16 protein-coding genes are annotated in these 18204 nt (G+C 64.1%); 8 read left to right on the forward strand and 8 right to left on the reverse strand.

The window, feature by feature from the left end; translation table 11 throughout:
* Positions 1-65 precede the first annotated feature (65 nt).
* The 3 genes from AC0X69_RS14585 (at position 66) to AC0X69_RS14595 (ending at position 5167) form a co-directional block, all read left to right on the forward strand.
* Positions 66-2819, forward strand: coding sequence for a phosphoenolpyruvate carboxylase (locus AC0X69_RS14585; protein WP_482608507.1), 2754 nt, complete (start codon positions 66-68; stop codon positions 2817-2819).
* 22 nt (positions 2820-2841) lie between these two features.
* Positions 2842-3816: an HpcH/HpaI aldolase/citrate lyase family protein gene (locus AC0X69_RS14590; protein WP_482608508.1), complete on the forward strand. Its 975-nt coding sequence runs from the start codon at positions 2842-2844 to the stop codon at positions 3814-3816.
* A 76-nt stretch (positions 3817-3892) separates the two neighbouring features.
* A complete protein-coding gene (locus AC0X69_RS14595) occupies positions 3893-5167 on the forward strand; it encodes a glycerate kinase type-2 family protein (protein ID WP_482608509.1) in 1275 nt (424 codons plus the stop codon).
* 81 nt (positions 5168-5248) lie between these two features.
* Here AC0X69_RS14595 and AC0X69_RS14600 read toward each other — a convergent pair whose 3' ends face one another.
* Together AC0X69_RS14600 and AC0X69_RS14605 are read right to left on the reverse strand one after the other, a co-directional pair.
* The gene (locus AC0X69_RS14600; RefSeq protein WP_482608510.1) at positions 5249-5509 is read right to left on the reverse strand and encodes a BrnA antitoxin family protein; all 261 of its coding nucleotides are present in this window, start codon (positions 5507-5509) and stop codon (positions 5249-5251) included.
* Positions 5493-5795, reverse strand: a complete 303-nt coding sequence (locus AC0X69_RS14605) for a BrnT family toxin (RefSeq protein WP_482608511.1) — start codon at positions 5793-5795, stop codon at positions 5493-5495. Before AC0X69_RS14605 ends, AC0X69_RS14600 begins: the two co-directional genes overlap by 17 nt.
* A gap of 90 nt (positions 5796-5885) precedes the next feature.
* Between AC0X69_RS14605 and AC0X69_RS14610 the strand changes: the two genes are divergently transcribed.
* The 3 genes from AC0X69_RS14610 to AC0X69_RS14620 are packed head-to-tail and all read left to right on the forward strand — an operon-like array spanning position 5886 to position 8814.
* Positions 5886-6737, forward strand: a complete 852-nt coding sequence (locus tag AC0X69_RS14610; protein WP_482608512.1) for an NADPH-dependent oxidoreductase — start codon at positions 5886-5888, stop codon at positions 6735-6737.
* A 23-nt stretch (positions 6738-6760) separates the two neighbouring features.
* Positions 6761-7468, forward strand: a complete 708-nt coding sequence (locus AC0X69_RS14615) for a class I SAM-dependent methyltransferase (RefSeq protein WP_482608513.1) — start codon at positions 6761-6763, stop codon at positions 7466-7468.
* Positions 7469-7470: 2 nt separating this feature from the next.
* Positions 7471-8814, forward strand: a complete 1344-nt coding sequence (locus tag AC0X69_RS14620) for an MFS transporter (RefSeq protein ID WP_482608514.1) — start codon at positions 7471-7473, stop codon at positions 8812-8814.
* Here AC0X69_RS14620 and AC0X69_RS14625 read toward each other — a convergent pair.
* Complete coding sequence (locus AC0X69_RS14625) at positions 8732-9226, reverse strand: VOC family protein (protein WP_482608515.1); 495 nt, start codon at positions 9224-9226, stop codon at positions 8732-8734. The two genes, AC0X69_RS14620 and AC0X69_RS14625, sit on opposite strands and share 83 nt — an antisense overlap.
* A gap of 63 nt (positions 9227-9289) precedes the next feature.
* Complete coding sequence (locus tag AC0X69_RS14630) at positions 9290-11104, reverse strand: ABC-F family ATP-binding cassette domain-containing protein (protein ID WP_482608516.1); 1815 nt, start codon at positions 11102-11104, stop codon at positions 9290-9292.
* 99 nt (positions 11105-11203) lie between these two features.
* On the opposite strand from AC0X69_RS14630, the gene AC0X69_RS14635 reads away from it, so the two are divergent.
* Positions 11204-11878, forward strand: coding sequence for a class I SAM-dependent methyltransferase (locus tag AC0X69_RS14635; protein ID WP_482608517.1), 675 nt, complete (start codon positions 11204-11206; stop codon positions 11876-11878).
* Here the strand turns inward: AC0X69_RS14635 and AC0X69_RS14640 are convergent.
* Positions 11867-13510: a L,D-transpeptidase family protein gene (locus tag AC0X69_RS14640; protein ID WP_482608518.1), complete on the reverse strand. Its 1644-nt coding sequence runs from the start codon at positions 13508-13510 to the stop codon at positions 11867-11869. The genes AC0X69_RS14635 and AC0X69_RS14640 overlap by 12 nt on opposite strands.
* 536 nt (positions 13511-14046) lie before the next feature.
* Here AC0X69_RS14640 and AC0X69_RS14645 point away from each other — a divergent pair.
* Complete coding sequence (locus AC0X69_RS14645; RefSeq protein ID WP_482608519.1) at positions 14047-14343, forward strand: type II toxin-antitoxin system HicB family antitoxin; 297 nt, start codon at positions 14047-14049, stop codon at positions 14341-14343.
* A gap of 1 nt (position 14344) precedes the next feature.
* On the opposite strand, the gene AC0X69_RS14650 is transcribed toward AC0X69_RS14645, so the two are convergent.
* From AC0X69_RS14650 to AC0X69_RS14660, 3 genes are all read right to left on the reverse strand, one after another.
* Positions 14345-14539 (reverse strand): type II toxin-antitoxin system HicA family toxin, encoded by a 195-nt coding sequence (locus tag AC0X69_RS14650; RefSeq protein ID WP_482608520.1) that lies wholly within the window; start codon positions 14537-14539, stop codon positions 14345-14347.
* 146 nt (positions 14540-14685) lie between these two features.
* Complete coding sequence (locus AC0X69_RS14655; RefSeq protein ID WP_482608521.1) at positions 14686-17043, reverse strand: ATP-dependent helicase; 2358 nt, start codon at positions 17041-17043, stop codon at positions 14686-14688.
* A 123-nt stretch (positions 17044-17166) separates the two neighbouring features.
* Complete coding sequence (locus tag AC0X69_RS14660; protein WP_482608522.1) at positions 17167-18162, reverse strand: HAD family hydrolase; 996 nt, start codon at positions 18160-18162, stop codon at positions 17167-17169.
* Between the last annotated feature and the right edge of the window lie 42 nt (positions 18163-18204).

Raw genomic sequence — 18204 nt, forward strand, 5'->3', positions numbered from 1 at the left:
CGGCGGCCGCATTTCTTGCGAAGCCATTCGTCCTGCACGGCGTCTTGAGCGCCTAAGGAGTTTCGATGACCGCCGAGATCCAGACATTGAAGAGCCTGTCTCCGACCGGCCTGCCGTCTGCATATGCGACTCGTTCGGTAACCGAGGCGTCCGCTTTTCTTCGCGAGCAACTGCTCACCGTCATTCGCCGACACACGCCGGAGATCGAGGCCGTTGTCCGCGATTCAAAGGCGGGCGCGGGTCTGGAGCCGCGCCAGATGGCGCGCGCGCTCCAGGCGCAGGGCATTCTGTTTCAGCTCGTCTCCATCGCGGAGCAGGCATACGCCATGCGCCGGCGCCGGCGCATCGAGCGCGAAAAGGGTCACGACAAGCTGCTCGGCACCTTCGATTACGTCCTGTCGAGCGCCGCGGCGTCCGGCGTCCCGGCGGAAGAGATTCGCGCCCAATTGCACACGCTGCGCATTCGTCCGGTCATCACCGCGCATCCGACCGAGGCGAAGCGCGTCTCGATTCTCGAAAAATATCGCCGCATCTACCTGCTGCTGCGCGAACTCGAATCGACGCGCTGGACGGACCGCGAGCGCGAAGCGCTGGTGAAGTCGATCTATGATCAGATCGAGCTTCTCTGGCTCACCGGCGAATTGCATCTCGAAAAACCCACTGTCGACCAGGAGGTCGCCTGGGGGCAGCACTTCTTCCACGAGAGCATTTTCGATCTCGCGCCCGAGCTTCTGTCATCCTGCGAACGCGCGCTGAGACGCCATTATCCCAGCGAATCTTTCGAAGTCGCGCCTTTCTTCCAGTTCGGATCATGGATTGGCGGCGACCGCGACGGCAATCCATTCGTCACGAATGACGTCACCCGCCGCACCATGCGCGAAAACGCAGCGGCGAGCCTGAACTACTACCGGACGCGCTTCGTCGATCTCGCGCGCATGCTGTCGATCAGCCAGCGCGCCGCGGATATCCCTCAGTCATTCCGCGAGGAACTGGCTGAACGTCTCGCGGCTCTGCCGGACGGCGCTGCGATCGAAGCGCGCAATCAGAACGAACCCTACCGGCAGTTCGTGGTGACGATTCTGCGCAAGCTCGATCAGACGCTGCGCGCCGTGAACGCCGAACCGGCGACAGGTCCGCGCTATGTAAGCGCCGACGAACTCATCGCCGATCTGCTGACGCTCGAAAAGGCGCTCGTTGAAGCCAAGAGCGACGCGCTCGCGACGGATCTCGTGCGTCCGCTGCGCCGGGCGGTGGAAATTTTCCGCTTCAGCACTGTGCGCCTCGACATCCGCCAGAACACCACCCGCACGACGCAGGCGCTCGAGGAGCTGTGGCGCATCAAGACCGGCGGAGAGACGCCGCCCGATCTCAACTCGCCGGAATGGCGCGAATGGCTGCTCGCCGAGCTTGCCAAGCCGCGCGCGGCGCCGATCCCGCGCGACAAGCTCTCAGCTGATACGCTCGATGTCATCCAGATGTTCGAGGTCGTGGCCGAAATGCGCGCGCAGCTCGACCGCGAAGCCTTCGGCGGATTCATTCTGTCGATGACGCGTTCGGCGGTCGACGTGCTCGGCGTCTATCTGCTCGCCAAGGAGGCGGGGCTTTTTCTCGACGAGCCTGGCGTCGAAATCCTGACGCTGCCGATCGTGCCGCTCTTCGAGACGATCGGCGATCTGCGCGCCGCGCCGGCGATCATGCGCGATCTCTTGCAGGTTCCTGTCGTGCGCCGCTCGACGCGCTGGCAGGGCAATCTGCAAGAGGTGATGATCGGCTATTCGGACTCCAATAAGGACGGCGGCTTCCTGTCGTCCAACTGGGAGTTGTTCAAAGCGCAGGCGCGCCTCAGCCAGGTCGGACGCGAGCAGGGCGTCGCCATCGCCTTTTTCCATGGACGCGGCGGCTCGGTTTCGCGCGGCGGCGCGCCGACCGGCCATGCGATCGCGGCGCAGCCTGCGGGCTCCATCCGCGGACGTTTCCGCGTCACCGAACAGGGCGAGGTCGTCTCGTTCAAATACGCCAACCGCGGAACGGCGGCCTATCAGATGGAGCTTCTGGCGTCGTCGGTGTTCCAGCATGCGCTGAAGTCCGAACGCGAGGAGGCTCTGGCGCCGCACGCGGAGTTCGACGAGGCTCTTGAAGAGATTTCCGGCGCCTCCTTCGCCGCTTACGCGAAATTCATCGGCGATCCCGACCTTGTCGCCTATTTCCAGGCGGCGAGCCCGCTTGAAGAGATTTCGTTGCTGAACATCGGGTCGCGGCCGGCGCGACGCTTCGGCGCGAAGAGCCTCGCCGATTTGCGCGCAATCCCCTGGGTCTTCGCCTGGGCGCAGAACCGCCATTCGATCACCGGCTGGTACGGGGTCGGATCCGGGTTGAAGAACTTCATCGACGTGCGCGGCGACCGCGGCTTCGAGCTGTTGCGCCGCATGTTCGAAGATTCGCGCATGTTCCGGCTCATCATCGACGAGGTCGAGAAGACGCTCGCGCTCGTCGATCTTTCGATCGCCAAGCAATATGCCGGGCTCGTCGCCGACGAAGCCGTGCGCACCAAAATCTTTAAGGCGATCGAAGACGAATTCGCATTGACGCGGGAAATGGCGCTGCGCGTCTCCGGCGGCGTCGAGCCGGCGGATCGCTTCAAGGAATATCAGGCGCGGCTGTCGCATCGCCTGCAGACGATCAATGAGGTCAACCGCGAGCAGGTGGCGCTGCTTCGCCGGTTCCGCGAGGCACAGGACGAAGCGGAAAAGGAGGCCGTCAAAGTGCCTCTGCTGCTCTCGATCAGCTGCGTCGCCGCCGGCCTTGGCGCCACAGGCTAATTCAACAGGAAGGGGTAAAGATATGAGCTTCACTTTAATCGAGCAGGCGACGCCGCGTCTCCATCGCTCGGAGCTTGCCGTGCCGGGTTCTGCGCCGGGCATGTTCGAGAAGGCCGCGCAGTCGAAGGCTGATCAGATCTTCCTTGATCTCGAAGACGCCGTCGCGCCCGACGATAAGGAGCAGGCGCGCAAGAACATCATCCAGGGCCTCAACGACATCGACTGGGGCAAGAAGGTGATGACTCTGCGCATCAACGGCCTCGACACGCAGTATTGCTATCGCGACGTCGTCGACGTTCTCGAGAATTGCCCGCGTCTCGACGTCGTGCTGATCCCCAAGGTCGGCGTTCCGGCCGACGTCTACGCGATCGACATGATGATCACGCAGATCGAGCAATATAAGAAGCGCACCAAGCGGATCGGCATCGAGATCCTGATCGAGACCGCGCTCGGCATGGCCAATGTCGAGGCGATCGCGCAGTCTTCGAAGCGCCTCGAGGCGATGTCCTTCGGCGTCGCCGACTATGCGGCGTCGACCCGCGCGCGCACGACCGTCATCGGCGGCGTCAATCCGGATTACGGCGTGCTCACCGACAAGGACGCCAGCGGCAATCGCGAATATTACTGGGCCGATCAGTGGCACGCCGCGCAGACGCGCATGATGGTCGCGTGCCGCGCCTATGGCCTGCGTCCGATCGACGGTCCCTTCGGCGACTTCGGCGATCCGGACGGCTATATCGCCGCCGCGAAGCGCGCCGCGGTGCTCGGCTACGAGGGCAAGTGGGCGATCCATCCCTCGCAGATCGAACTCGCCAATCAGGTCTTCACGCCGTCCGACGCCGAGGTGACCAAGGCGCGCCGCATTCTCGAGGCGATGGCGCAGGCCGCCAAGGATGGCAAGGGCGCCGTCTCTCTGGATGGCCGCCTGATCGACATCGCCTCTATCCGCATGGCCGAGGCGCTGATCGAGAAGGCCAACGCGATGGCGGCGGCGTAAATACCCGCTTCACGGGTTCCCCTTCTCCCGCAAGCGGGAGAAGGGGGCAACAATTTGACCGGAATATTTGGAACCCATGTCCCAGGACCACCGACAGCTTCTTCGCGCCATGTTTGACGCCGCCGTCGGGGCTGCGTCGCCCGCGGTGTGCCTGCCACCGCATCTTGCGAAGATCGCGCCGCCAAAGGGCCGCACGATCGTCGTGGGCGCCGGCAAGGCCGCGGCCTCCATGGCGGCGGCCGTTGAAGCGCATTGGAGTGGTCCGCTCGAAGGTCTCGTCGTGACGCGCTACGAGCATGGCGCGCCAACGAAACACATCGAGGTGATCGAGGCCTCGCATCCGGTTCCGGACGCTGCAGGCCGCGAGGCGGCGAAGCGCATCCTGGAGAGGGTGCAGGGGCTTTCCGAAGACGATCTCGTCCTCGCGCTGATTTCCGGCGGCGGCTCGGCGCTGATGGCGCTGCCGGCCGAGGGCGTCACGCTCGAGGAAAAGCAGGCGGTGAACAAGGCGCTGCTGAAGAGCGGCGCGAACATCTCCGAGATGAATTGCGTGCGCAAGCATCTCTCGGCGATCAAGGGCGGTCGTCTGGCGCGCGCCGCCGCGCCAGCGCGCGTCGTGGCGCTGATGATCTCCGATGTGCCGAACGACGATCTTTCGGTGATCGCCTCCGGGCCGACGGTTCCCGATCCGACGACGCGCGAAGACGCGCTCGCGGTGATCGCCAAATATAAGATCGACGCGCCGGCGGCCGTGCTCGCGCATCTGCAGAAGCCCGAATGCGAGACGCCCAAACCCGGCGACGCCATCTTCGAGAAAGTGCAGAATATCCTCATCGCCACGCCGCAAGGTTCGCTCGACGCGGCGGCGGCCGTCGCCAAGGCGGCCGGATTTACGCCCTGCATTCTCGGCGATCTTGAGGGCGAGTCGCGTGACGTGGCGCTCGTTCACGCCGGCGTCGCGAAGCAGATCGCCCTTCATGGCCAGCCTTTCGAGCCGCCCGTCGCCATCATCTCGGGCGGCGAGACGACCGTCACGGTGCGCGGCAAAGGACGCGGCGGGCGCGACGCGGAGTTTTTGCTGGGGCTGACCCTCGCGCTCGAAGGTTTCGGCGGCATATCGGCGATCGCCTGCGACACCGACGGCATCGACGGCAGCGAGGACAACGCCGGCGCGATCATGACTGCGGATTCGTTCGCGCGCGCGAAACAGGCCGGCGTCGATCTGAAGGCGCATTTCGCCAACAATGACGCCTACACCGCCTTCGAGAAGCTCGGCGACCTCGTCGTGACCAAGCCGACGCGCACCAACGTCAACGATTTCCGGGCCATTCTGGTGCCGAAGCGGGTGTAAGGCCGTATCTGGCGGACGGCGTCGGATCTCATGTCAGATGCTTGACGCGCCGCCTTGAGCACCAGGCATGTGGACCGTTGTTCAGCGGACCTTTTCCGCGAGCCATATTTTTATGAGCGACTGATAGGGCACGTCGCGCTTGTTGGCGGCGATCTTGATCTGCTCGAGCAGACTGACCGGGAGCCGCAGAGAAATCGACGTGGTCGACGGCTTGAGATTAGGCATCCGGACGCGCTTCGCCTTGCTCCAGTCGACATGCTCCGCCGAGTCGTGACGTTCCCAAAAGGCGCGTTCCTCAGCTTCATCTGTGAAGGTCGGCACAGGCTTAGTCGTCTTGCTCATAACGTTGTCGTTCCTTGCGGCTCATGTCGCGCGCGGAGATGATTCGAATGCGCGTGCCGTTTGCGCGGAGCGTGAATGTGATGTGCAACAGTCGAGACGCATCCGTTCGGCCGAGAGCGTGGTAGCGGGGCTCGCGATCGTTGTGAGCCACATCGTCCGTGACGACCAGCGGATCGTTGGCGAATATTTGCTCGGCTTCCGCTTGGCCGACGGCGTGCTTTTCGAGGTTCTTGCGCGCGTTGCCATGATCCCATTCGAACCCGACGACATGCTCGAAATTGACCATCCATGTATATTTTCATAATATACAGTAAAGTCAATTAAGCGAGCATGCGGAGTGTTGCGCCAGCGGGGCAACCCGCCTAAAGGAACGCCCATGAACAAGCCTGTGAGCCCGGAGACCATCGATCCGCGCGGCGCGGCGGCGATGTTTGAGCGCTATCGCCGCGACGATTCGCCAAAGCCGACGCAGTGGAACGACACGCTCGATCTCATTCTCGCGCATCGTTCGCATCGGAACTTCCTACGGGAGCCGCTGCCCGAAGGCGCGCTGGAGATCATCGTCGCCGCTGCGCAGTCGGCGTCGACATCGTCGAATCTGCAAGTCTGGAGCGTCGTCGCCGTTGAGGACGACGCTCGCAAGACGCGTCTCGCCGACCTCGCCGGCGGTCAGAAGCATATTCATCGAGCGCCGCTTTTCCTCGTCTGGCTCTGCGATCTCGCGCGGCTTGAAAATCTCGGACGTGAGAGAGGGCGAGATGCGGCGGGACTGTCTTACTTCGAGATGTTCCTGACCGGCGCGGTCGACGCGGCGCTCGCTGCGCAGAACGCCGTCACCGCGCTCGAATCGATCGGTCTTGGCTGCTGCTATATCGGCGCGATGCGCAACAAGCCGGAGGAAGTCGCCAAGGAATTGAACTTGCCGCCCAACGTCTTCGCGGTCTTCGGCATGGCCGTCGGCGTCCCCGATCCGGCCGCCAACGCGGCCGTCAAGCCTCGCCTCGGACAAGGCGCTGTGCTTCATCGCGAGCAGTATGAATGGGGCGACGCGCAGCGCGACGCGATCGAGACGCTCGACGAGAAGTTCAAGGACTTCCAGAAGGAGCAGGGCCTGCCGGACCAGGGCTGGATTCGTCAGGCGCTGTCGCGGATCCGTGGGCCGGAGGCGTTGAGCGGACGCGATCGCATTCGCGAGGCTTTGCAAGCGCTGGGCTTCGGCCTCAAGTGAGCGGCGACAAAGGGGCTGACGTAATGGACGCTGAGGCGAGCACCGCATATTCGGGCGAGATCTTCGACCTCTGGGACACCTATATGAAGGTTGTCGTCGAGGATTTCATGTTCCACGCCGCGCTCAGCCAAGAGGTCGAGCGCGCCTTGCGGGCGCGCTTCCAGGGCGGCGACTTTTCACTGCTCGATCTCGGCTGCGGCGACGCGCATGTCTTTGCGCCCATTCTGCGCCGCATCCCCCCTGCGCGCTACAAGGGCGTCGACCTTTCCGACACCGCGCTCGCGCTCGCGGCCGAGAACCTCAAATCACTGCCGTGTCCGGTCGATCTCGCGCACGGCGACATGCTCTCCGCGCTATCCGAGGGCCGCTCCTACGATGTGCTGCACAGCAGTTTCGTTCTGCATCACCTCGCAACCGAGGACAAAGCGGAGTTCTTCCGCCGCGCGTCGCGCGCCCTCGCGCCGGGCGGCGTGCTGTTGCTCGTCGACACGATGCGCGAGGAAGACGAAACCCGCGACGACTATCTGAAACATTATTTCGATTGGATCGAGAAAGATTGGACCGGGTTGTCGCGCGACGAGAAGGACGCGGTTTACCACCACATCTCGACAAGCGATTACCCGGAGCCATTGTCGCTTCTGGAGCAGCAGGCGCGCGCCGCCGGTCTCAAGCGCCTCGCCGGCGATGTCCCGCATCGTTGGCACCATCTCATGCGCTTCGAACGGGCCTGACGATGTCGGAAGCGGCGGTCGCAGCCGCGCAAAAGCCGAGCGCGCCGCGCGAGGCCGTCGACGCCGATCGGGCCGTCGCCAAGGCGGCGCGGCGACTCATTCCCTTTCTCGTCACGGGCTTCATCGTCGCCTATCTCGACCGCGTGAACATCGGTTTCGCGGCGCTGACGATGAACAGCGAACTCGGTTTTACGCCGGAATTCTTCGGCTGGGGCGCCGGAGTCTTCTTCATCGGTTACTGCCTGTTCGAGGCGCCCAGCAATTACATCATGCATCGCGTCGGCGCGCGCATTTGGATCGCGCGCATCATGGTCAGCTGGGGCTTCGTTTCGGCGCTCACCGCCTTCGTCTGGAGCGAGGCGAGCTTTGTCATCTTGCGCCTGCTGCTCGGGGTGATGGAAGCCGGTTTTGCGCCGGGCGTCATTCTCTACCTCACCTATTGGATTCCCGCCGCGCAGCGCGCGCGCGTTCTCGCCGGATTTCTCATCGCCGTGCCCGTGTCGACCGCGATCGGATCGCCGATCTCCGGACTTATCCTCGCGTCGCTCGATGGCGTCGCCGGGATCAGCGGCTGGCGCTGGCTGTTCTTGATGGAGGCGCTGCCCTCGGTCATTCTCGGCGTCGTCTGCTTTTTCTACCTGCCTGATGGGCCACAATCGGCGAAATGGCTGACGTCCGGCGAAAAGGCGTCGCTGCGCGCCGCGCTCGAGAGCGACGCGGGACAGGATCACGGCGATCACTGGCGCGCGCTCAAGGATGCGCGCGTGCTCATGCTCGGCGTCGCCTATTTCGGAATCGTGCTTGCGCTCTACGGCCTGGGCTTCTGGCTGCCGCAAATCATCAAGGCTTTCGGGTTCGGCGTCATCGTCACAAGCCTGCTGGCGTCAATTCCCTACGTATGCGCCGCGCTCGCGATGTGGGCGTGGAGCCGCAGCTCCGATCGCCGGCGCGAGACCGTCGGTCATACGGCGCTCGCGGCCATCGTCGGCGCGGCGGGACTGGCCTGCGCCGCCTACGCGCCGACGCCATTGTTGTCGATGATCGCGCTCTCCGTCGCCGCCGTCGGCGCGATTGCGGCGCTGCCGACCTTCTGGAGCTTCACGACGCAGACGCTCGGATCGGGCGACGCCGTCGTTGGCGTCGCGGTGATCAACTCGATCGGCAATATCTCCGGCTTCGCCGGACCCTATCTCGTGGGACTGATCAAGGGCGCGACCGGCGAGTTTTCCGACGCGCTGCTCGCCCTTGCCTTCGGCCCGCTAATTACGGCGCTTCTGCTTTGGCGGGCGCGGCGTTCAGCGAATAATATATATCCAGCGCTCGGCGCTTCAGTTCGTCGACGGTGACCTCTTCCTTGCGCGTCGCGAACGCCCAGACATGGCCGAACGGATCGCGCACCGTTCCGCTGCGATCGCCGTAAAACATATTCTGCGGACTGCTGACCTTGGTCGCCCCCGCTTCGATCGCCTTGATGAAAATCGAATCGACGTCCGGCACATAGACGTTCAGGCTGACGGAAGAGCCGCCGAGGGTTCTCGGCGCCGTCAACCCGCTGTCTTCGTAAACATCGGAGATCATGACAATGGAATCGCCGATCATGAGTTCGGCATGCGCGATGAGCCCGTTGGGGAGTTCGATGCGCACGCGCTCCTTGGCGCCGAAAGTCCCTTTGTAGAACTCGAGCGCCTTGGCCGCGCCGGCGATGCAGAGGTAGGGCGTCACTTTGCCGTAAGGCGCTGGAACCGATTTGTCGGTCATGTCTTCTCCCCCGCTCTGAAAATTGGATAACGCGCCAAGTCTAGGGCAAGCGCGGGATCCATTCTATCCCTCGATCTCTTCGCGCTTCATTTCGAGCTCCAACCATTCCTCCTCGGCGGCGGAGAGGTCGGCTTCGGCCGCGGCGAAAGCTTCGCTCGCCGTGGCGAACCTTGCCGGATCGCGCGAATAGAGTTCGGGATCTTCAAGCAATCGCCGCAGCTTCGCGCATTTTTCCCGCAGTTCGTCGATCCTGGCGGGCAGGGTCGCGAGCGCATGCTGCTCCTTGAAGGAGAGCTTCTGTTTTGTCGGGCCCTTCTCGCGTGGCGCCGGCTTTTCTTTTGGCTCCCGCGCCGCTGCGGCCGCCGTTGCGCCCCGAGCCCCGACGCCCCTGCCGCGCTGCGCGACCATGTCGCTATAGCCGCCGGCGTATTCGATCCAGCGGCCGTCCCCTTCGCTCATCAGCACGCTCGTCGCGACGCGGTCGAGAAAGTCGCGATCATGGCTGACGACGATGAGCGTGCCGGGATAGTCGGCGAGCATCTCCTCTAAAAGATCGAGGGTTTCGAGATCGAGGTCGTTGGTGGGCTCGTCGAGCACGAGGAGATTCGACGGCTTGGCCAGGGCGCGCGCGAGCAGCAGGCGCCCACGCTCGCCGCCCGAGAGCCTGCCGATCGGCGTGCGCGCCTGTTCCGGCTTGAACAGGAAATCCTTCATATAACCGACGACGTGGCGCCGTTCGCCATTGATCTCGATCGTGTCCGAGCCGCCGCCCGTCAGCGCGTCCTGCAGGGTAGTTTCCGGATCGAGACTCGCGCGGTTCTGCTCGAGGGTCGCCATTTCGAGATTGGCGCCGAGCCGCAGCTTGCCGCGATCCGGCGCGAGCGCGCCGGTCAGAAGATTGATCAGCGTCGTCTTGCCGGCGCCGTTCGCCCCCACGATGCCGAGGCGATCGCCACGCAGAATGCGCGTCGTGAAATTGTCGACGATGACGCGGTCCCCGTAGGACTTGGCGATTTTGACCGCCTCGATGACCAGCTTGCCGGAAAGCTGCGCTTCGCTCGCTTCGAGCTTCACGTCGCCGGTCGGCATGACGCGGCTGCGCCGCTCGGCGCGCAAATGGTGCAGGCCGGCAAGCCGCTTCATATTGCGCTTGCGGCGGCCTGAAACGCCGTGGCGCAGCCAATGTTCTTCGGCGACGATCTTGCGCTCCAACTTGTGCTGCTGCTTTTCCTCTTCCTCCAGTTCGCGATCGCGCCAGGCCTCGAATTCCTTGAAGCCGCGCGCGAGATGGCGCGTGCGGCCGCGGTCGATCCATAGCGTTTCGCGGGTCAGGTCCTGAAGAAAGCGGCGGTCGTGGCTGATGAGCACGAGCGCGGAGCGCAGGCCCGCGAGTCTTTCTTCAAGCCAGAGGATCGTCGGCAGGTCGAGGTGGTTCGTCGGCTCGTCCAGGAGCAGAATGTCGGGCTCCGGCGCGAGAACGCGGGCGAGCGCCGCCCGCCGCGCTTCGCCGCCCGAGAGGCGTCTGGGGTCTTCGTCGCCCTGCAGCCCCAGATCGTTGAGCAGCGTCCTGGCGACGTGAGGATCGTCCAGCGGACCAAGGCCGCCTTCGACATAGGCAAGCGTCGTCGCGAAGCCGGAGAAATCCGGCTCCTGCGGCAGATAGCGCAGCGACGCGCCGGGCTGCAGGAAGCGCACGCCGCCGTCGGACTCGATGTCGCCCGCCGCGATCTTGAGAAGCGTCGACTTGCCTGAGCCGTTGCGCCCGACCACGCACAGCCGTGCGCCTGGGGCGACGGAGAGTTCGGCGCCGTCAAGGAGCGGCTTTCCGCCGAGCGTCAGCGTGACGCCCTGCAGGGCGAGAAGGGGCGGCGGAGGCATTTGAAGCTTAGCAGCGTCTTACGGGCATGAGATAAGCTTTTCCACGCCGCCGAGCCCTTTGTCACCCCCCGCGGCGTTCATTGTTCATGGAGCCCAGCGATGCCCGTCACCAGCGAGCAGATTCATGCCGGACAGGCGGTTTACACGCCGAAGATGCTGGCGATCTACGACGTTCTGGTGCTCGGCCTGTCCAATCGCTGGATCTGGAAATGTCCGACGCCGCGCCTGCTCGCCCATTACGACCGGCATGTCAGCGGCAATCACCTCGATGTCGGCGTCGGCACCGGCTATTTTCTCGATCGCTGCCGCTTTCCGACTGAGGCGACGCGCATCGCGCTGATGGATATGAACCGAGACGCGCTGCAATATGCGGCGCGCCGCATCGCGCGCTACGAGCCCGAGACCTATGTGCGCAACGTGCTGGAGCCGATCGATTTCGACGGCGCCAAATTCGACTCGCTCGGCGTCAATTATCTGCTGCACTGCCTGCCGGGAGGCATGGCGACGAAGGCGCGCGCTTTCGATTTCCTGTCGCCCTTGATGAACCCCGGCGCCATCGTCTTCGGCTCGACGCTGCTGCAGGGCGGCGTCGAGCGCAGCTTCGCGGCGCAACGGCTGATGGCGTTCTACAATTCCAAGGGAATATTCTCGAACACGCAGGACGATCTTGAGACGCTGACGCGCGAACTCGAAAAGCGCTTCGACGCCGTCAGCGTCGAAGCGGTCGGCTGCGCCGCGTTGTTTTCCGCGAAAGTGAAGGCGTCAGCCGTCTAACCCCAGCGCCTTTCGCACCCGCGCCGAATAGCCGTAGAGATCCGGGCGCAGAACGATACGCCCGCCCTCGTCGGCATAGGCGGTAAAGTATTCGATGTGGATCGGCAGCGGCTTGGAGAGATTGATGTAGCGCTCCGAGCCCCCGATCAGCCGGCGCACGCGGCCTTCCGACCAGCCGCTGCCGGGGCCGAGAACCGCTTCGGCGAGCGCGAACGGCGCGTCGACGCGCATGCAGCCGTGGCTGAAGGCGCGATGCGAGGCGGCGAACAGATGGCGCGACGGCGTATCGTGCAGATAGACCGAGAAATCGTTCGGGAACATGAATTTGATGCGGCCAAGCGCATTGCGCTCGCCGGGCGGCTGGCGCACCACGAGCTTGCCGCCGCGATAGGAGACGTTGAAGCCGCTCGCCGCGATCGCGGCGACGTCGCCGTTCGCCTTCGGCAGCATCTCCTTGTTCAGGATGGACGGCGGCACGTTCCAGTAAGGGTTGACGATGATGTATTGCAGCGCGTTGGAGAAGATCGGCGTCGGCGTCTGCTCCTTGCCGACGATGACGCGCGTGCGATGCGTCACCTCGCCGTTGCGCACGACGGCGAGTTCGAAATCGGGGATATTCACCTCGATCCGCTCTTCGCCGAGATCGCGCGGCAGCCAGCGCCACCGCTCCATATTGGCGATGATTTCCGCCTCGACGCGCGACGTCGACGCTCGCGCGAGCGCGGCGGCGCGGCGCCGCTTGGACTTGTTCGCTGGTGGCAGGGCGTCGCTCTGCGGGACGCCCTCAGCAGCCGCGGCATAAAGTCCGTCGGAAGCCGGCGCGCTCGCGCGCTGCGCCCTCATCTCGATCAGCTTTTCGCGCAGCTGCTGATAGCCGTAATGCGGCGGATTATAGGCCTGCAGCGCGTCGCCGGCGGTTTCGCCTGCGCCGGCGATTTCCGCCACCGCCAGCGCCGGATCGGGGAGGGTGGTCTTCGCGCCGACGAGGCGCGACACGCGCTCGGGATCGACGCGCGAGCCGCGCGCTTGCAGCGCATAGGCGGCGACGGCCTCCGAGAGCGCGAGATCGTCCGCGGCGGTGGGCGCGGCCTTCTCCGCGTCAGGCGTCGGGTGGGCCTTCAGATTAAGCCCATCGTCGGCCGCGAGCGCGAGGCGCGCGATCGCGGCGCGCGCCGAGGCGCGCCATTCTCCGTTCTGCGTCCAGAAAGGCGTGAAATTTCGTGCCGCATAGGCCGTGGCCAGAGCGGCGCGCAGGCGACCGCGCTCCGGCGCCAGGGCCGCGTCGGCGGGGGCCGTCCAGGTATCGAGCGCGACGGCGAGATCGCGATTCTCTGCGGGCTGAAGGCTCCAGGCGAGATCGAGCGGGTCCGGTTCCAGAGGCTCGGCGCGCGGCGAGAGGTCGAGCAGGAGCGCCGCGGGGACGGCGTCCGCGACGGTCAAATCGGGATTGTCCAGCGGCGCGCGCGTCGGGACCCGCTTCACGTCAAAAAGCGCGACGAGCGGCGGCGGCTCGAAGAGTTCGGCGCGACGCGGCGGATATTGCCCCGCGAGCGTGGGTCCCGCGAACGGCGAAACGATCGCGGCGGCAAAAACCACACGGAGAATTCGCCCGGCATTTCCGCCAGCGGTCATGGCTATTCCTCGCGCGAACCTCGTCGCGGCGAGGTCTTCAGCGCCTTTCCGGTCAAATATGGGCTGACGCCGCCGCGCGGCAATCCGCCATTGCTTCTACGAAACAGTAATGCGCTGCGGGAGGCTTGTGAATCCGTGAGGCAGCGCACACCGCGTTGAATCGTCGAAAAAAAAGGAGTGTGGCCGCGACGCTACAGTGCGAGTGCTTCGAATAGAGGTTAGCGAGGCGTCGTCCTCGCCGGGTCAGGGCCTCGCCGCGTCATGGCCTCACCCATAATTGGCCGCGTTTGTCGCGGCCATCCACGAGACGGAACGATGCGAATGTAAGAAGATGCAAATGTAAGAATATGAGCGCAATGTGCCTTGCCAGCGACGGCATTCCGCGATTTCCCGGCGTGGACGCCCAGCGCAAAACGGGCGGGACGGCTGAAAGTCGGCTTAAATCAAACCGAGTCTGCAGCCTTTTCTACGCCGCCTGGCGATGGCAGGCGGAGCGCGAAAGCGCTATGATTTGCCGCCCATCGCGAGGCCCGCCAATGAAGCCCTACATCGTCATCGTCCATAAGGACCAAAACAGCGCCTATGGCATGAGTTTTCCAGACGCGCCGGGATGTTTTTCGGCCGCCGACGAGATCGACGATCTCTTCGCCATGGCGGCGGAGGCGCTTGAGCTTTGGGCGGAGGGGATGCGCGAAGATGGCCTGCCGATTCCCGAGCCACGCGATTTCGAAATCTTGCGGGCCGATCCAAAATGGGCCGAGAGCTTCGCCGATGCGGAAATTGTTATCGCCGTCGAAGCGCCTTGGAACCAGAGGCGACAAGCGGCGGAATGAGTTAATCTTTCGGCCATCCTGCGCTTTCATAAATGCTGAGCACGGTCTTTGGCGGAATTTCTTTCTTGGGATGCGCCACGGTCACGCGCCCGGATTTCGTCGGGTGCTTGAACTGACGATGCGAGCCCTTGGAGCGCACGAGCCGCCACCCCTCCTTTTCGAGGCGGCGAATGATGTCGCGGCTATTGGTGAGCATGTGAGCGCCTTTTCGATTCGGCGCTTATTATTTCAGCAACAAACAGCCTCTGGCGGAGAAAGTAAGTTTTCCGGGTTATGCAGATTGCGGTGATGAAATACGGGGAGATTGGGGAAAGACGTTGGTCAAGCCTTGACTGTCTCGAATCACCCCGCTTCCACAAAACTCTCCAGCACCATCTTGCGGCCCGCCTTGTCGAAGTCGACCGTGAGCTTGTTGCCGTCGACCGCCGCCACCGAGCCCGGCCCGAACTTCAGATGAAACACCCGCGCGCCGACGGAGAAGCGCGAGCCGCCGGATGAGCGCGCGATCACTTCGCCCTCGATCGTCATCGGCTGTTTTCCGCGCGACTCGCGGGCTGCGCCGCCACGCGCGGCCTCGCCCCGCGCCGCCTGCGCGCGCTTCCATCCCGGCGTCGAATAGTCCGAGCCATAGACGTCAAGATTGGCGAAGCGCGAGACGCCGTAAGATCCATATTGGGAGGCGTTCGGCGCCTCGACCACCTCGACATTGCCCGGCGGCAGATTGTCGATGAAGCGGGAGGGCACGGTCGGCTGCCACAGCCCGTGAATGCGCCGGTTGCTGGCGAAATAAATCTTGGCGCGGCGCTTGGCGCGCGTCAGGCCGACATAGGCGAGGCGGCGCTCTTCCTCGAGCCCGGCGCGCCCCTGTTCATCGAGCGTGCGCTGGCTCGGAAACAGCCCTTCCTCCCAGCCGGGGAGATAGACGGTCTCGAATTCGAGTCCCTTGGCGCCATGCAGCGTCATGATCGACACGCGCTCCTGATCGACGGCGCTGTCGGCCTCCATGACGAGCGACACATGTTCGAGGAAGGATTCGAGATCGGGAAAGGCCTCCATCGCCCGAACAAGTTCTTTCAAATTGTCGAGCCGGCCGGCGGCCTCCGGGCTCCTGTCCACCCGCCACATCTCGGTATAGCCGGATTCATCGAGCACCTGCTCGGCAAGCTCATGCTGCGGCTTTGTATCGATCAGCGCGCGCCAGCGATCGAAATCGCCGATCAGACCGCGCAACGCGCCGCGGGGCTTCGGCTTTAGCTCCTCGCTTTCGACAAGAACACGCGCGGCCTGCATGAGCGGCACGCGCTCGCGTCGCGCAAATTCATGCAGCATCTGCAGCGTCGCGTCGCCGAGCCCGCGTTTCGGGGTGTTGACGATGCGCTCGAAGGCGAGATCGTCGGCGGGCTGCGCGACGCAGCGAAGGTAGGCCAGTGCGTCGCGAATTTCGAGCCGCTCGTAGAAGCGCGGGCCGCCGATGACGCGATAGGGCAGGCCGATCTCGACGAAACGCTCTTCGAATTCGCGCATCTGAAACGAGGCGCGCACGAGAATGGCGATCTCTTCGAGCGAATGGCCCTTGCGGCTCGCTTGCTCGATGTCCTCGCCGATGACGCGCGCTTCCTCCTGGCTGTCCCACACGCCGGTGAGCGTCGGCTTCTCGCCGTCGTCGCCGTCGGTGAACAGCGTCTTGCCGAGCCGGCCTTCATTGTGGGAGATGAGATGCGAGGCGGCGGCGAGAATATGTCCTGTCGAGCGGTAGTTGCGCTCCAGGCGAATGACCTTGGCGCCCGGAAAATCCTGCTCGAAGCGCAGGATGTTCTCGACCTCGGCGCCGCGCCAGCCGTAGACGCTCTGATCGTCGTCGCCGACGCAGCAGAGATTTTGCTGATCCGGCGCGCGCCCCTGCGAGATCAGCCGCAGCCACAGATATTGCGCGACATTGGTGTCCTGATATTCGTCGACGAGTATATATTTGAAGCGGCGCTGATAGTCGGCGAGCACGTCCGAATTGTCGCGAAAGAGCCGCAGGCTCTCCATCAGGAGATCGCCGAAATCGACGGCGTTCAGGACCTTGAGCCGCTCCTGATAAAGCGCGTAGAGCGCCGCGCCTTTCCCATTGGCGAAGCTCTCGGCCTCGCCGGCGGGAACCTGCTTGGGCGTCAGCCCGCGGTTCTTCCACCCGTCGATGCGCATCGCGAGCGCGCGCGCCGGCCAGCGCTTGTCGTCGATATTCTCCGCCTGCAGCACTTGTTTGAGCAGTCGGATCTGATCGTCGGTATCGAGGATCGTGAAGTTCGGCTTCAGTCCGACGAGTTCGGCGTGGCGGCGCAGGATCTTGGCGCTGATCGCGTGAAAAGTGCCGAGCCATTGCATGGCCTGCGCGCCTTCGCCGACGAGCGCCTCGACCCGTTCGCGCATTTCGCGCGCCGCCTTGTTGGTGAAGGTGACGGCGAGGATTTCATAGGCGCGCGCCTTGCCGAGCGCGAGGATGTGAGCGATGCGCGTCGTCAGCGCCCGCGTCTTGCCGGTGCCGGCGCCGGCGAGCACCAGCACCGGGCCGTCGAGGGTTTCGACGGCGGCGCGCTGCTCGGGATTGAGCGCGTCGAGATAGCGCGGCCGCCCGGCGTTCGCCGCCGCGCGCGCGGCGAGCCCGCCCGCTTGCGGCGCGTAATCGTCGGGCTGAGGCGACAGGCTGCTTTTCATGATTCTCCAATCATATAGGAGAACGGAAAGCGAATCACGAGATTGAAGCCTGAATTCCGGCTGTTGTGTCTCGGGAGAGCGATCCGAATCGCAACCCTGTTGTGCCCAGCGCAGTCTTCGGTGTTAAGGGCCGGGCTTGGGAAAAATGCTCTTCCAGTCGTTCTTCATGCTGACGACCGTCCATCCGCGCGCCTGAGCCTCGTCGAGACCCCGATTCAAGCGGCCGACAGCGGATTGACGGTCATAGGCGGCCTCCCTCTGGGCGTCGTCGTGGTGGACAATGAGTCCGAAGCGCGCGCCCTTGCCGGCGGTCGTCCATTGCAGCATTTCGAAATCGCCGTCGGAATTGCCGAAGGCGGCGATCGGACGTCGGCCGAGATATTCATTGATCCCGACCGGCTTTCCAGCCCTGTCGTCGATGAAATTGATTTTTGGTTCTCGAAGGAGCATCGGCTCGCCGTCTCTGACTACGAATTTCGTAACGATCGTCGAACCGATGACCATGTCCGGCGGCACGCCATAGACGCGCTCGGCGAAAGCTCTGATGAATTCGGAGCCGCCGCCTGAAACAATATAGGTCTTGAAGCCATTGGCGCGCAGGTAGGCGAGCAATTCGAGCATCGGCTGATAAACGAGATCGTCATATCGCCGCTTGAAATAGGGATGGATCGCGGTGGCGAGCCACTGCGACACGGTCGCCTGGAATTCCTGTGGCGTATTGCCCGCATGCGTCGCGGTGACGAGTCGCAACGCAGTTTTTTCGCCCCCGGCGGCGAGAGTCTTGAAATCATTTTCCAGCGCCGCCTTGAAGGGCTGTTTCTTGCGCCATTCGGGATGTTTGGGCGCAAGCGCCTTTACCCGATCCAGCGCGAAGAAGAGCTGGGAATAGGCCGGCCATTCGGTCCAGAGCGTTCCGTCATTGTCGAAAACGGCGATACGATCCTCGGGCTTGACAAATGCGCGCCCGCCCTCGGTCGTCACCCGATCGACAAAGGCGATGATCGCCTGCTTGGCGGCGCCGTCGTTCCAGGAGGGGAGCGCGTCGAGCGCTAACGCCGGGCGTCCGAAAAGCGCGACCCATGTCAATGCGACGAAGACGAACGCTCTCACTGTTCTCACTCCGTTTGCTCGATCGGCAAGTCTGCGGTTGGCTCGGCGTTC

This window comes from Methylocystis sp. Uni0008, from assembly GCF_056838045.1.